The 13082-nt window shown below is 59.7% G+C and carries 18 protein-coding genes; 10 read left to right on the top strand and 8 right to left on the bottom strand.

Annotation, left to right across the window (positions count from 1 at the left end; translation table 11 throughout):
• Positions 1-118 precede the first annotated feature (118 nt).
• The 7 genes from murA to JN756_RS05120 all read right to left on the bottom strand — a co-directional run bounded on the left by murA (position 119) and on the right by JN756_RS05120 (position 4796).
• Positions 119-1384, bottom strand: a complete 1266-nt coding sequence (murA, locus tag JN756_RS05150; RefSeq protein ID WP_017845971.1) for a UDP-N-acetylglucosamine 1-carboxyvinyltransferase — start codon at positions 1382-1384, stop codon at positions 119-121.
• Positions 1385-1407: 23 nt separating this feature from the next.
• Complete coding sequence (locus tag JN756_RS05145) at positions 1408-1647, bottom strand: BolA family protein (protein ID WP_017845972.1); 240 nt, start codon at positions 1645-1647, stop codon at positions 1408-1410.
• A 114-nt stretch (positions 1648-1761) separates the two neighbouring features.
• Positions 1762-2067, bottom strand: coding sequence for an STAS domain-containing protein (locus JN756_RS05140; protein ID WP_017845973.1), 306 nt, complete (start codon positions 2065-2067; stop codon positions 1762-1764).
• Positions 2064-2711 (bottom strand): MlaC/ttg2D family ABC transporter substrate-binding protein, encoded by a 648-nt coding sequence (locus JN756_RS05135; protein ID WP_046384674.1) that lies wholly within the window; start codon positions 2709-2711, stop codon positions 2064-2066. The genes JN756_RS05140 and JN756_RS05135 overlap by 4 nt, the downstream gene beginning before the upstream one ends.
• A gap of 11 nt (positions 2712-2722) precedes the next feature.
• The gene (gene mlaD, locus JN756_RS05130) at positions 2723-3190 is read right to left on the bottom strand and encodes an outer membrane lipid asymmetry maintenance protein MlaD (protein WP_017845975.1); all 468 of its coding nucleotides are present in this window, start codon (positions 3188-3190) and stop codon (positions 2723-2725) included.
• The gene (gene mlaE / locus JN756_RS05125; protein ID WP_017845976.1) at positions 3190-3987 is read right to left on the bottom strand and encodes a lipid asymmetry maintenance ABC transporter permease subunit MlaE; all 798 of its coding nucleotides are present in this window, start codon (positions 3985-3987) and stop codon (positions 3190-3192) included. The genes mlaD and mlaE overlap by 1 nt, the downstream gene beginning before the upstream one ends.
• Positions 3987-4796: an ATP-binding cassette domain-containing protein gene (locus JN756_RS05120; RefSeq protein ID WP_003171811.1), complete on the bottom strand. Its 810-nt coding sequence runs from the start codon at positions 4794-4796 to the stop codon at positions 3987-3989. Before JN756_RS05120 ends, mlaE begins: the two co-directional genes overlap by 1 nt.
• A gap of 314 nt (positions 4797-5110) precedes the next feature.
• On the opposite strand from JN756_RS05120, the gene JN756_RS05115 reads away from it, so the two are divergent.
• From JN756_RS05115 to JN756_RS05070, 10 genes are all read left to right on the top strand, one after another.
• Entirely contained in the window at positions 5111-6085 is a 975-nt protein-coding gene (locus JN756_RS05115) for a KpsF/GutQ family sugar-phosphate isomerase (RefSeq protein ID WP_017845977.1), read from the top strand.
• Positions 6086-6610, top strand: coding sequence for a KdsC family phosphatase (locus JN756_RS05110; protein WP_017845978.1), 525 nt, complete (start codon positions 6086-6088; stop codon positions 6608-6610).
• A gap of 8 nt (positions 6611-6618) precedes the next feature.
• Positions 6619-7191 carry an LPS export ABC transporter periplasmic protein LptC gene (gene lptC, locus JN756_RS05105; RefSeq protein ID WP_126587539.1) on the top strand — a complete coding sequence of 191 codons (573 nt, stop codon included), beginning with the start codon at positions 6619-6621 and terminating at the stop codon, positions 7189-7191.
• On the top strand, positions 7178-7711 hold the full coding sequence (gene lptA / locus JN756_RS05100; RefSeq protein WP_046384676.1) for a lipopolysaccharide transport periplasmic protein LptA: 534 nt from the start codon (positions 7178-7180) through the stop codon (positions 7709-7711). Before lptC ends, lptA begins: the two co-directional genes overlap by 14 nt.
• Positions 7711-8436: an LPS export ABC transporter ATP-binding protein gene (lptB, locus tag JN756_RS05095; RefSeq protein WP_017845981.1), complete on the top strand. Its 726-nt coding sequence runs from the start codon at positions 7711-7713 to the stop codon at positions 8434-8436. The genes lptA and lptB overlap by 1 nt, the downstream gene beginning before the upstream one ends.
• A 197-nt stretch (positions 8437-8633) precedes the next feature.
• The gene (locus JN756_RS05090; protein ID WP_026139902.1) at positions 8634-10127 is read left to right on the top strand and encodes an RNA polymerase factor sigma-54; all 1494 of its coding nucleotides are present in this window, start codon (positions 8634-8636) and stop codon (positions 10125-10127) included.
• A 75-nt stretch (positions 10128-10202) separates the two neighbouring features.
• Positions 10203-10508, top strand: coding sequence for a ribosome hibernation-promoting factor, HPF/YfiA family (hpf, locus tag JN756_RS05085; protein WP_017845983.1), 306 nt, complete (start codon positions 10203-10205; stop codon positions 10506-10508).
• Between the two features lie 12 nt (positions 10509-10520).
• Positions 10521-10985, top strand: a complete 465-nt coding sequence (ptsN, locus tag JN756_RS05080) for a PTS IIA-like nitrogen regulatory protein PtsN (RefSeq protein ID WP_057004257.1) — start codon at positions 10521-10523, stop codon at positions 10983-10985.
• 2 nt (positions 10986-10987) lie between these two features.
• Complete coding sequence (gene rapZ / locus JN756_RS05075; protein WP_017845985.1) at positions 10988-11845, top strand: RNase adapter RapZ; 858 nt, start codon at positions 10988-10990, stop codon at positions 11843-11845.
• A 16-nt stretch (positions 11846-11861) separates the two neighbouring features.
• Complete coding sequence (locus JN756_RS05070; protein WP_046384677.1) at positions 11862-12134, top strand: HPr family phosphocarrier protein; 273 nt, start codon at positions 11862-11864, stop codon at positions 12132-12134.
• A gap of 38 nt (positions 12135-12172) precedes the next feature.
• Here JN756_RS05070 and JN756_RS05065 read toward each other — a convergent pair whose 3' ends face one another.
• Positions 12173-13066 carry a ZIP family metal transporter gene (locus tag JN756_RS05065; RefSeq protein WP_057004256.1) on the bottom strand — a complete coding sequence of 298 codons (894 nt, stop codon included), beginning with the start codon at positions 13064-13066 and terminating at the stop codon, positions 12173-12175.
• Positions 13067-13082 lie beyond the last annotated feature (16 nt).

The following is a 13082-nucleotide window of genomic DNA, read 5'->3' as shown; positions in this document are numbered from 1 at the left end:
TCGCAAACGGCGCCAGACACAGATCGAGGCCATTACAGCCTCGATTTGAAACACATTCAGCCGGAATACGCAATTGCACACCCCGGGCGGGCGCATCCCTGCGCCCGTGCAGCGGGGACTAGCCCGGTACGCGGCGGATCTTCGCGCCGAGCATCTGCAGTTTTTCTTCGATGCACTCGTAGCCACGGTCAATGTGGTAGATGCGGTCGATCAGGGTGTCGCCCTCTGCGCACAGCGCGGAGATCACCAGGCTGGCCGAAGCCCGCAGGTCGGTGGCCATGACGGGCGCGCCCTTGAGCTTGTCGATGCCGGTCACGATGGCCGTGTTGCCTTCGACCTGGATCTTCGCGCCCATGCGGTGCAGTTCGTACACGTGCATGAAGCGGTTTTCGAAGATGGTCTCGATCACTGCGCCGGTGCCTTCGGCAATCGCGTTCAGGGAGATGAACTGCGCTTGCATGTCGGTCGGGAACGCCGGGTACGGAGCGGTCCGCACGTTGACGGCTTTTGGCCGCTTGCCGTGCATGTTCAGCTCGATCCAATCTTCACCGGTGGTGATTTCAGCGCCGGCTTCCTTGAGTTTTTCCAGCACGGACTCAAGGATGGTCGGATCAGTGTCCTTGACCTTGACGCGGCCACCGGTGACGGCGGCGGCAACCAGGTAGGTCCCGGTCTCGATGCGGTCCGGCATCACCTTGTAGGTGGCCGAATGCAGGCGTTTTACACCTTCGACGGTGATGGTGTCGGTGCCGGCGCCGCTGATATTGGCGCCCATGGCGATCAGGAAGTTGGCCAGGTCGACCACTTCCGGCTCGCGCGCGGCGTTTTGCAAGACGCTGCGGCCGTTGGCCAGGGCAGCGGCCATCATGATGTTCTCGGTACCGGTCACGCTGACGGTATCAAAGAAGAAGTTGGCGCCACGCAGGCCGCCTTCCGGCGCCTTGGCCTTGATGTAGCCGCCTTCGACGTCGATGGTGGCGCCCATGGCTTCAAGGCCACGGATGTGCAGGTCGACCGGACGCGAACCGATCGCGCAACCGCCAGGCAAGGCCACTTCGGCTTCGCCGAAACGGGCAACCATCGGGCCGAGCACCAGGATCGACGCACGCATGGTTTTCACCAGCTCATACGGGGCGATCAGGGTCTTGATGGTGCGCGGGTCGATTTCAACCGACAGTTTTTCGTCGATCACCGGCTCAATGCCCATGCGACCGAACAGTTCGATCATGGTGGTGATGTCGTGCAGGTGCGGCAGGTTGGCCACGGTCACAGGGCCATCACACAGCAAGGTCGCTGCCAGGATCGGCAAGGCGGAGTTTTTCGCACCGGAAATGCGGATCTCGCCATCAAGGCGGGCACCACCGGTAATAATCAATTTATCCATAAGAATCTCGACGCCTTGGGGGCTCAGGTGCGCTCGGCCCAGGCCGCGCGGCTGAAAAATTTCATAGTGACCGCATGGATGCTGCCATCGGTGATCCACGGGTTCAAATGGGCATAGACCTGCTGTTGACGCTTGACCGGGCTCAATGCCGCCAGTTCATCGCTAATCACATTCAGCTGGAAGTTGCAGCCTTCGCCTTCAACTTCTACGTTCGTTTCCGGCAGCTTTCCTTCAAGGAAGCTCTTAACTTCTAGGGCCTGCATGCTCAACCTCTATCGGCGCCCAGTGCGCGCGGGTCGCACATCATACAAAAAAGCCCCGCGCCTGCGAACCCCGCATAGCAGGACTCTGACGGGGGGCTTTCTTGAATATGTGTATTAAGGATGCGCCAACAGCTCGGTCAGACCGGAAACGTCGGCAATTTCACGCATGTCGTCGGGCAACGCACGAATGCTCACCGGCTTTTTGGCCGCCTCGGCGTCGCGCATGAAGCACAGCAGCAACGACAAGCCGACGCTGCTGGACTTGGTCACCGCCGAGCAATCGAGCACCAGCGACGGTGCGGTGCTCGCCTGGATCAGCGCCTGCCCCTGCTTGCGCAGGTCGGGCCCGGTGCGGTAATCCAGCACGCCGCTGAGGAACAACTCGCCGGCATCGCCGATACGAACAGCCGCCTCGGTCATTGCGCGGGCTTCCCGGCGGCTTTATCGGTCTCTTCCTTGGCCTTGGCCACTTCACCGGCCCAACCATTGATGGTCTTGTCGAGGTCGTTGCCATTGCGCTGCATCGCGTCGGCGAACTGATCACGGAACAGTTTGCCGATGTTGATGCCGTTGATGATCACGTTACGCAGCTTCCACTCACCGCTGACCTTCTCCAGAGTGTATTGCACTGGATAGATGGCGCCGTTGCTGCCCTTGACGGTCATGCCGACGCTGGTGCGATCGCCCGACTCATCCTTGGCAGGGTCGACAGTGATCCCCTGGTTGTTGTACTCGAGCAGGGCGTTGCCGTAGAACTGAAACAGGCCCTTCTTGAAGTTTTCCTGGAATGTCTGCATCTGCGCAGGCGTCGCCTTGCGCGAATACTTCACCGTCATGATGCTGCGCGAAATGCCTTCGGCATCCACGACCGGGCCGACAATGGTGTTGAGCGAGTCGTAGAACTTGGTAGGGTCTTGCTTGTACTGTTCTTTATTGGCCTTCAGGTCAGCCAGCATTCTGCTGGTCGTGTCCTGCACCAGTTCGTGCGCAGAACCTGCCGCGTTGGCCATCAACGGCAGTGCTGCAAGCAGTACCAGCAGACCACGTCGCAAGGTAGAGATCATGAACAGATTCCTCATTTAGCGTCTTTATTGACCGTATTGAGCAGGAATTTACCGATCAGGTCCTCAAGCACCAGCGACGACTGCGTGTCGTGGATGGTCGAACCATCCTTGAGCAGAGCGGTTTCCCCGCCTACGCTGATACCGATGTATTTCTCGCCCAGCAGACCCGCGGTGAGGATAGATGCCGTGGAGTCAGTCGGCAGATTATCGACCTTCTTGTCCAGTTGCATCGTCACACGCCCGGTGAAGCTGTCGCGGTCCAGATCGATCGCCGTGACCTTGCCGATGGTTACACCGGCCATGGTCACTTTAGCTCTGACAGTCAAACCCGCGATATTGTCGAAGTACGCGTAAAGTTTATAGGTATCGGCGGTGGGGCTGGCCGAAAGGCCGCTGACTCGCAGGGCCAGCAACAGTAAAGCCAGGATGCCAGCCAGCAAGAAAAGGCCGACACCGATTTCCACAGTGCGGTTTTGCATCAGAAATCTCCAAACATCAAGGCGGTCAAAATAAAGTCAAGGCCCAGTACCGCCAGCGAGGCGTACACAACGGTCTTGGTGGTGGCGCGACTGATCCCTTCTGAAGTGGGCTCACAGTCATAGCCTTGGAATACGGCGATCCAGGTCACGACAAAGGCGAAGACAATGCTCTTAATGATGCCATTGAACACATCGCCGCTGAAGTTCACGCTGTTTTGCATGTTGGACCAGTAGGAGCCTTCATAGACCCCCAGCCAGTCCACCGCCACCCACGAACCGCCCCAGATACCCACCACGCTGAAGATCATCGCCAGCAGCGGCAGGGAAATGAAGCCGGCCCACAGGCGCGGGGCAACAATGTACTTGAGCGGGTCCACGCCGATCATCTCGAGGCTGGACAACTGCTCGGTGGACTTCATGTTGCCGATTTCGGCGGTCAGCGCGGAACCGGCACGCCCGGCGAACAACAGGGCCGTGACGACCGGGCCGAGTTCACGCAACAGCGTCAGGGCGACCATCTGCCCCACCGCCTGCTCCGAGCCGTAGCTGGACAGGATATTGAAGCCCTGCAACGCCAGCACCATGCCGATGAAAACCCCGGAAACCACGATGATCACCAGGGACATCACACCAACGGAGTGCAGTTGCTTGATCAGCAGGCCGAAGCTGCCGCCAATGCCGCCACGGCCGAGCAAGGCGTGAAACAGGAATATCGTCGAACGTCCGAGCACTTCGATGATGTCGATGCCGGAACGCCCGAAAAGGCGCACCTTTTCGATAAGAGATGTCTTGCGCATCAGCGCTTCCCCAGAAGATCTGAGCGGTAGTCCGCTGCCGGAAAATGAAAAGGCACCGGGCCATCGGGATCGCCGGTCATGAATTGGCGAATGCGCGGGTTGTCGGCGTTCATCAGTTCTTCCGGCGTACCCTGCCCCAGCACCTGGCCATCACCGACTACATAGAGGTAGTCGGCGATGCTCGCGGTTTCGGCCAGGTCGTGGGAGACCACGATACTGGTGATCCCCAACGCATCGTTGAGCAGGCGGATCAGGCGCACCAGCACACCCATGGCGATCGGGTCCTGGCCCACGAAGGGTTCGTCATACATGAGAATCTGCGGATCGAGGGCAATGGCACGCGCCAGGGCGACACGACGCTTCATGCCGCCGGACAGTTCATCCGGCATCAGGTCGATGGCGCCGCGAAGGCCCACGGCCTGCAGCTTCAGCAACACAATGTCACGAATCATCTCGTCGGACAGTTGGGTATGTACCCGCAGCGGAAACGCTACGTTCTCGAACACATCGAGGTCGGTGAACAACGCACCGCTCTGGAACAGCACCCCCATGTGCTTGCGCGCATCGAACAGATCGCTGCGCGACAACGTCGGCAGGTTCTGGCCGTTGACCCACACTTCACCGGCACTGGGGCGCAATTGCATGCCCATCAAGCGCAACAGGGTGGTCTTGCCGCAACCGGAAGGCCCCATGATGCCCGTGACCTTACCGCGGGGAATGCGAATATCGACGTTATTGAAGATGCTGCGCGTCCCGCGCTTGAAGGTAAGGCCCTTCAGCTCGACCGCGTAGGCGTTATCGGCACTCATCTAAACTCCTTGGGATGCAGCCTCTCACTCAGACACCACGTTGGCGACAAACGTTTGCAACGGTTGCGCAACAACAGTTAGCCACATGGGCTGGGCGGACCGAACTGGCGGCGAACTATATCACTGCTGGTGCGGAGCCCCCAAGGCCGGAACAGCGCTTGTTCAGATTGGAGACAGGGAAAAATAGTTGCCGACTATGTTACCGAGGAATGAATCTGAAGCGCCTGACGACTAAAGGCTGACGAACTTGCGTGAGGGAATTGATCATTACCGCTATAATCGCCGACTTTTCGTCAGGCTATACGATTTCAGACATGAGCCAATCCAGCGATCTTATCCAATCCGCACAACGCACCATCCGCCTCGAGCTTGAAGCCGTAGAAGGCTTGCTGGCCCATATCGACGTGGATTTCGTACGCGCCTGCGAGATGATTCTGGCCAGCAAAGGCCGCGTTGTCGTGGTCGGCATGGGCAAGTCCGGTCACGTCGGCAACAAGATCGCCGCCACCCTGGCAAGCACCGGGACCACGGCGTTTTTCGTCCACCCGGCCGAAGCCAGCCACGGCGACATGGGCATGATCACCAAGGATGACATCATCCTTGCACTGTCCAACTCCGGCACCACCAACGAAATCGTGACCTTGCTGCCGTTGATCAAACGCCTGGGCATCCAGATGATCAGCATCACCGGCAACCCGGAGTCGACGCTGGCCAAGGCCGCCGAAGTGAACCTGAATGTTCATGTGACCGCTGAGGCCTGCCCGCTGAACCTGGCGCCAACCTCTTCCACCACCGCCGCGCTGGTCATGGGCGATGCCCTGGCCGTGGCGCTGCTGGAAGCACGTGGGTTTACGGCGGAAGACTTCGCGTTTTCCCATCCGGGCGGCGCACTGGGCCGACGCCTGCTGCTGAAAGTGGAAAACGTCATGCATTCCGGCGATGAACTGCCCCACGTACAGCGCGGCACCCTGCTGAAGGACGCACTCATGGAGATGACCCGCAAGGGCCTGGGCATGACCGTGATCCTGGAAGCCGACGGACGCCTGGCCGGCGTATTCACCGACGGTGACCTGCGCCGCACCCTGGACCGCACTATCGATATCCACACCGCCACCATTGATGCGGTGATGACTCCCCACGGCAAGACCGCACGCGCAGAAATGCTGGCGGCCGAAGCCCTGAAGATCATGGAAGACCATAAGATCGGCGCGCTGGTGGTGGTCGATGGCAATGACCGCCCGATCGGCGCCCTGAACATGCACGACTTGCTGCGTGCGGGAGTGATGTAAATGACCAGCGACCTGTTGCAACGCGGCAAGCACATCAAATTGGCGATTTTCGACGTTGACGGCGTGCTGACCGATGGCCGCCTGTACTTCCTCGAGGACGGCAGCGAATTCAAGTCGTTCAACACCCTCGACGGCCAGGGCATCAAGATGCTCATGGCGGCGGGCGTGCAAACCGCGATTATCAGCGGTCGGAAAACCCCGGTTGTGGAACGCCGCGCACAAAACCTGGGGATTCCTCACCTGTATCAAGGCAGGGAGGATAAACTAGTCGTTCTGGACGAGCTTCTTGGCCAACTGAACCTAAGCTATGAGCAGGTTGCCTACCTGGGCGACGACCTGCCCGACCTGCCGGTGATCCGCCGGGTGGGCCTGGGCATGGCTGTCGCCAATGCGGCGGCATTTGTTCGCGAGCATGCCCACGGCATCACCACGGCCCGTGGCGGCGAAGGCGCCGCCCGCGAGTTCTGCGAGTTGATCCTGCGTGCCCAGGGCAGCCTTGAAGCGGCCCACGCCGCCTACCTATAGAGCGTTTTATGCTGAGCAAAAAGATTCGCAACTTCCTGCTATTCGGGGTCATCGCCGCGCTGCTCCTGGCGGTTGGCTACTGGAATATCAGCCCGGAGCGCTTTCTCGACCAGCCTGTGGCGCAGGTTGACCAAGGCGCTATCGACTATTACGCCACCAATGCCTACAGCGTGCAGTTCCTGCCCGATGGCAAGGTGCAGTATGAAATGAACTCGGACAAGGTCGAGCACCTGAAAGCGTCCGAAGTGACCCTGCTGACCAACCCCGATTTGAATCTGTATCGCGGCACCGAATTCCCCTGGCACGTCACCAGCAAGCATGGCGAAGTCAACCCGGACGGCACCGAAGTGGAACTGATCGACTCAGTGCGCGTCGCACGGACCGACGCACAGAACCGCGACACCATCATCACCAGCAGTCGCATGACCGTATTCCCACAGAAGCAATATGCGCAGACCGAGCAAGACGTTAGAATCGACGGCGCTGGCGGTGTATCGACTGGCAAGGGAATGAAAGCGTATTTGAAAGAAAGCAGGATACACCTGCTATCGAACGTAAGAGGACAGTATGAGGCTCGTTAAAACCCTCCCTATTTTGCTCAGTCTGGGCGCAGCACTGGGAAGCGTGAGCGCCTGGGCTCTGCCGAACGATAGCCAGCAACCGATCCACATTTCGGCCGACGATGCACAGCTCGATGACAAGCAAGGCGTCGCGACCTACACCGGCGGTGTGATCATTACCCAGGGCTCGATGAAGATCACCGGCAACACGGTGACGCTGACTCGCACCCCTGCTGGCGACATTGACGTCGTGACCTCGGTGGGCAACCTGGCCTACTTCGAACAGAAGCAGGCTGCCACCGACACCGCCCCGATGAAGGGCTACGGCAAAACCATCCAGTATCACGCCCAGCAAAATCGCATCGTGCTGATCGACCAGGCCAAGGTACTCAGCCCCGACGGCAACTCCACGGAAGGTGAAAAAATCACCTATGACACCGTGAAGCAAGTTGCCAACGCCGGTCGCGCCAACGGCACCAAGGTCACCGCACCGCGTCCACGTATCGACATGGTTATCCAGCCGAAGAAGAAGGCCGAGTAATGGCAACCCTGAAAGCCCAGCATCTGGCCAAGGCCTATAAAGGCCGTCAGGTCGTGCGCGACGTCAGCCTGTCGATCGACAGCGGCCAGATCGTCGGCCTGCTTGGCCCCAACGGTGCCGGCAAGACCACCTGTTTCTATATGATCGTCGGCCTGGTCCAGGCGGACCAAGGTCGCATCCTGATCGACGACCTCGACGTCAGCCACCAGCCGATGCACGGCCGTGCGCGCGCCGGTATCGGCTATCTTCCCCAGGAAGCGTCGATCTTCCGCAAACTGTCGGTTGCCGATAACATCATGGCGATCCTCGAGACCCGCAAGGAACTCGACCGCGACGGCCGCCGCAAGGAGCTGGAAAGCCTGCTGCAGGAATTCCACATCAACCACATTCGCGACAACCTCGGCATGAGCTTGTCCGGTGGTGAACGCCGCCGCGTGGAGATTGCCCGCGCCCTGGCCACTGCACCGAAGTTCATCCTGCTGGACGAACCGTTTGCCGGTGTCGACCCGATCTCGGTCGGCGACATCAAGCAGATCATCCATCACCTCAAGGCCAAGGGCATCGGTGTACTGATCACCGACCACAACGTCCGCGAGACCCTCGATATCTGCGAAACTGCGTATATCGTCAACGATGGGCAACTGATTGCCGAAGGCGATTCGGCCACGATCCTGGCCAACGAACTGGTCAAGGAAGTGTATCTGGGCCACGAGTTCCGCCTGTAAGCCTGCCTGGAAAAAAAGGCGGTGGCAGGCCGTTCGCCAAGGTGCGCGGGAGTCAATGAAAACCTCCGGATTTTTATTGTTACCGCGCTCTAGGCAAAGCCCCCGATATCAGGCATATAATTTGCTTATGTTTGGCGCTCACGCGCCCTGTCGTGGATGGCGCATTGCGCCGGCGAATAAGGTGTTAAGCCCCTGCCATGAAACCATCGCTAGTCCTGAGAATGGGCCAGCAGCTGACGATGACACCGCAGCTGCAACAGGCCATCCGCCTGCTCCAATTGTCGACACTGGACCTGCAACAGGAAATCCAGGAAGCCCTGGAGTCCAATCCGATGCTCGAACGCCAGGAAGAAGGCGACGACTTCGATAATGCAGACCCGCTGGCCGACAACATCGAGCAAAAACCCAATTCCGACGTGCAGGAACCCTCTTACCAGGAAACCGCCCCTACGGTGGACAACCTGGAGGAAGGCGAATGGAACGAACGTATTCCCAACGAACTTCCCGTGGACACCGCCTGGGAAGACGTCTACCAGACCAGCGCCAGCAGCCTGCCCAGCAATGATGACGACGAGTGGGATTTCACCACCCGCACCTCCGCCGGCGAGAGCCTGCAGAGCCACTTGCTGTGGCAATTGAACCTGGCGCCGATGTCCGACACCGATCGCCTGATCGCTGTGACCCTGATCGACTGCATCAACAACCAGGGTTATCTGGACGAGACCCTCGAAGAGATTCTTGAAGCCTTCGACCCGGAACTGGACATCGAACTGGACGAGATCGAAGCCGTCCTGCACCGCATCCAGCAGTTCGAGCCCGCCGGCATTGGCGCGCGCAACCTCAGCGAGTGCCTGCTGCTGCAATTGCGCCAGCTGCCCGCCAAGACCCCTTGGCTCGTTGAAGCCCAACGCCTGGTCACCGACTACATCGACCTGCTGGGCAGCCGCGACTACAGCCAGCTGATGCGCCGCATGAAGCTCAAGGAAGACGACCTGCGCCACATCATCGAGCTGGTGCAGAGCCTCAACCCGCGCCCGGGCTCGCAGATCGAGTCCAGCGAAGCCGAATACGTCGTCCCCGATGTGATCGTGCGCAAAGACAACGAACGCTGGCTGGTGGAGCTGAACCAGGAATCGGTGCCGCGCCTGCGGGTCAACCCGCAATATGCCGGTTTCGTCCGTCGCGCCGACACCAGCGCCGACAACACCTTCATGCGCAACCAGTTGCAGGAAGCGCGCTGGTTCATCAAGAGCCTGCAAAGCCGCAACGAAACCCTGATGAAAGTGGCCACGCAAATCGTCGAGCACCAGCGCGGCTTCCTTGAGTACGGCGACGAAGCGATGAAACCGCTGGTCCTGCACGACATCGCAGAAGCGGTGGGCATGCACGAATCGACGATTTCCCGGGTAACGACGCAAAAATTCATGCATACCCCACGGGGTATATATGAGCTGAAATACTTTTTCTCCAGCCATGTCAGCACCTCCGAAGGCGGCGAATGCTCGTCCACGGCGATCCGCGCAATCATCAAAAAACTGGTTGCCGCGGAAAATCAGAAAAAGCCGTTGAGTGACAGCAAGATCGCTGGTTTACTGGAGGCACAAGGCATTCAGGTCGCCCGTCGAACCGTCGCCAAGTACCGCGAGTCCCTTGGGATCGCGCCTTCCAGCGAGCGTAAGCGTTTGATGTGACGGGCAGGCCACAGCGTTCCAGTGGCAGGCATCTCTGCCTGCCGCTTTATGCACTGGCAACGAAGGAGAAGCTGTATGCAAGTCAATATCAGTGGACACCAACTGGAAGTGACCGACGCGCTGCGCACCTATATCGGCGAAAAACTCAAACGAATTGAGGGGCATTTCGACAAGATCACCAACGTGCAAGTCATTATGACTGTCGAAAAGCTGAAGCAGAAAATCGAAGCCACCTTGCGTATACCCGGCGGAGAAGTCGTCGCCAATGCTGAGCATTCTGATATGTATGCCGCCATTGACGACCTGACCGACAAGCTGGATCGCCAAATCAAAAAGCATAAGGAAAAGCAGCAGAGCCTCCTACAGGGCACCGGCCGCTAACACTCCCCACCCATGATCCGACTTGAAACCATCCTGACTCCCGGCCGTTCCCTTGTGAACGCGCCGGGGGGCAGCAAGAAGAAAGCCCTCGAACAGATTGCCAACCTGATCAGCAAACAAGTGCCTGAGCTGGAGATGCAAGATGTCTACGAGGCTCTGATTGCCCGTGAAAAACTCGGCTCGACCGGTTTTGGTAACGGCATCGCCATTCCTCACTGCCGCCTCAAAGGCTGCGAGACACCTGTCAGCGCCCTGCTGCACCTGGACGCTCCCATCGATTTCGACGCCATCGACGGTGCGCCGGTCGACCTGCTGTTCGTGTTGCTGGTCCCGCAAGCCGCCACCGATGCACACCTGGAACTGCTCCGGCAGATCGCCAGCATGCTTGACCGCAAGGAAGTACGCGACAAACTGCGCAGTGCCAGCAGCAATGAGGCGTTGTATCAGGTTGTCCTGGCTGAACAAATCGAGCAGTAATCATGCGTTTGATCATCGTCAGTGGCCGCTCCGGCTCAGGTAAAAGCACCGCCCTCAACGTTCTTGAGGACAACGGCTTCTATTGCATCGACAACCTGCCCGCCGGCCTGCTGCCGGAGTTGGCGGAGCGCGCGCTGATCCACACCGAACTGGCACAGCCGCTGGTCGCCGTGTCGATCGACGCCCGCAACCTGCCCAGCCACCTCTCGCGGTTCCCGGCACTGCTTGAGGAAGTGCGCGCCAAGCACATTCACTGTGATGTGCTGTACCTGGACGCAGACGAAGAAACCCTGCTCAAACGCTTCTCCGAGACCCGTCGACGTCACCCCCTCAGCAGCCCGCATCGTTCGCTGGCCGAAGCCATCGAGGACGAGACCAAGCTGTTGGGGCCGATCATTGACCTCGCCGACCTCAAGATCAACACCACCAGCCTCAACCTGTACCAACTGCGCGATGCCATCAAGCTCCGCCTGCTGAACCAGCCCGAGCCCGGCACGGCCTTTCTGGTCGAGTCGTTTGGCTTCAAGCGTGGCATGCCGGTGGACGCCGATCTGGTATTCGATGTGCGCTGCCTGCCCAATCCTTACTGGAAGCCGGAGTTGCGGGACCAGTCGGGGCTGGATCAGCCGGTGGCGGACTACCTGGCCGCGCAACCGGATGTCGAGGAGATGTTCCAGGACATCTCCAGCTACCTGCTCAAATGGCTACCGCGCTTTGCCGCAAGCAACCGGGCCTATGTCACCATTGCCATCGGCTGCACCGGCGGCCACCACCGTTCCGTCTACCTGACCGAACGCCTGGGCCAGATGCTGCAACAAACCCTCAAGAACGTCCAGGTTCGCCACCGCGACCTTAGCTGAAAGGAACACCCCCGCGATGCCCGTTCTGGAAATTGAAATCATCAACAAGCTGGGCCTGCACGCCCGCGCCTCAGCCAAGTTCGTCGGCATTGCCGGGCAGTTCCCCTGCCAGGTTCGCGCTGGACGCACTCCGGAAACCATGGTCGACGGCAAGAGCATCATGGCGATGATGATGCTCGCCGCCGGCAAGGGCACCAAGATTCATTTGAAGACCGAAGGCGAGCAAGAGCAGGAAGCGATGGCGGCCTTGACCAAGCTGATCAATAACTTCTTTGATGAGGGTGAATAAACCCACCCGACGAGACAGAGGCTGAAGCCGCAACAGCTTCAGCCCAATGCAGTATCCATCACCATCATCAAGCAAAACCCGATGCACAGTCCCAGGCTGGCGAGCTTTTCATGGCCATTGCGCCGCGATTCGGGGATCACCTCGTGAGTGACCACCAGCAGCATCGCGCCAGCAGCCAACGCCAAGCCTAACGGCAGCAGCACCTGCGCCAGACTCACCAACCAGGCACAAAGCACTGCGAATATCGGCTCGACCAAGCCCGAAGCCGCACCGATCAGGAACGCCTTGAACCGCGACATCCCTGCTCCGGCCAGCACCAACGCAATCACCAAGCCTTCGGGCACATCCTGCAAAGCGATGCCCATGGCCAGGCTGTCGGCATCCGGCATGCCGCCGCCCGCCGACACGCCAACCGCCATACCCTCCGGGATGTTGTGCGCGATGATGGCAAACACGAACAGCCAGATACGTGGCGGGATCACCGGATGCTCCGGCGTACCGACCAGCATTTCCGGGCTGGCCCCGGAGACCTTGCGATCGACCAGGTACAAGCCGAACGCTCCCAGCATGATGCCAATGCTGATCAAGCCACTCGCGCCCCAAGGGCTGAGCCCCAGGCCTTCAGCGGCGGCAATGCCCGGCGCGACCAACGAAAACGCCGTGGCCGCGAGCATCACGCCGGCACCAAAGCCCAGCAAGGTATCGCTCACTGCTGCTGGCATGCGCCGGATAACCAACACCGGTACGGCGCCCAACGCGGTGCCGAGCGCACAGATCGCCCCACCTTGCAGGGCCCGCAGGATGCGCGGCTCCAGGTCCAGCCAGGCGAATCCTTGAGCCACCAGCAATGCAATACCTGCCAATAGCAGCAGCGAGCCAAATGCGTAACGAAACATTCGCACGCTGCTGATCGCCAGTGTTTCAGTACCCATGGTCGGCCTTAGGTCG

The sequence above is a fragment of the Pseudomonas sp. Y39-6 genome, from assembly GCF_023651955.1.
In the GTDB taxonomy this organism is placed as follows: Bacteria; Pseudomonadota; Gammaproteobacteria; order Pseudomonadales; family Pseudomonadaceae; genus Aquipseudomonas; species Aquipseudomonas veronii.
Note: the sequence above shows the minus strand (reverse complement) of the source record. Positions and strands in the feature narration are given on the sequence as shown.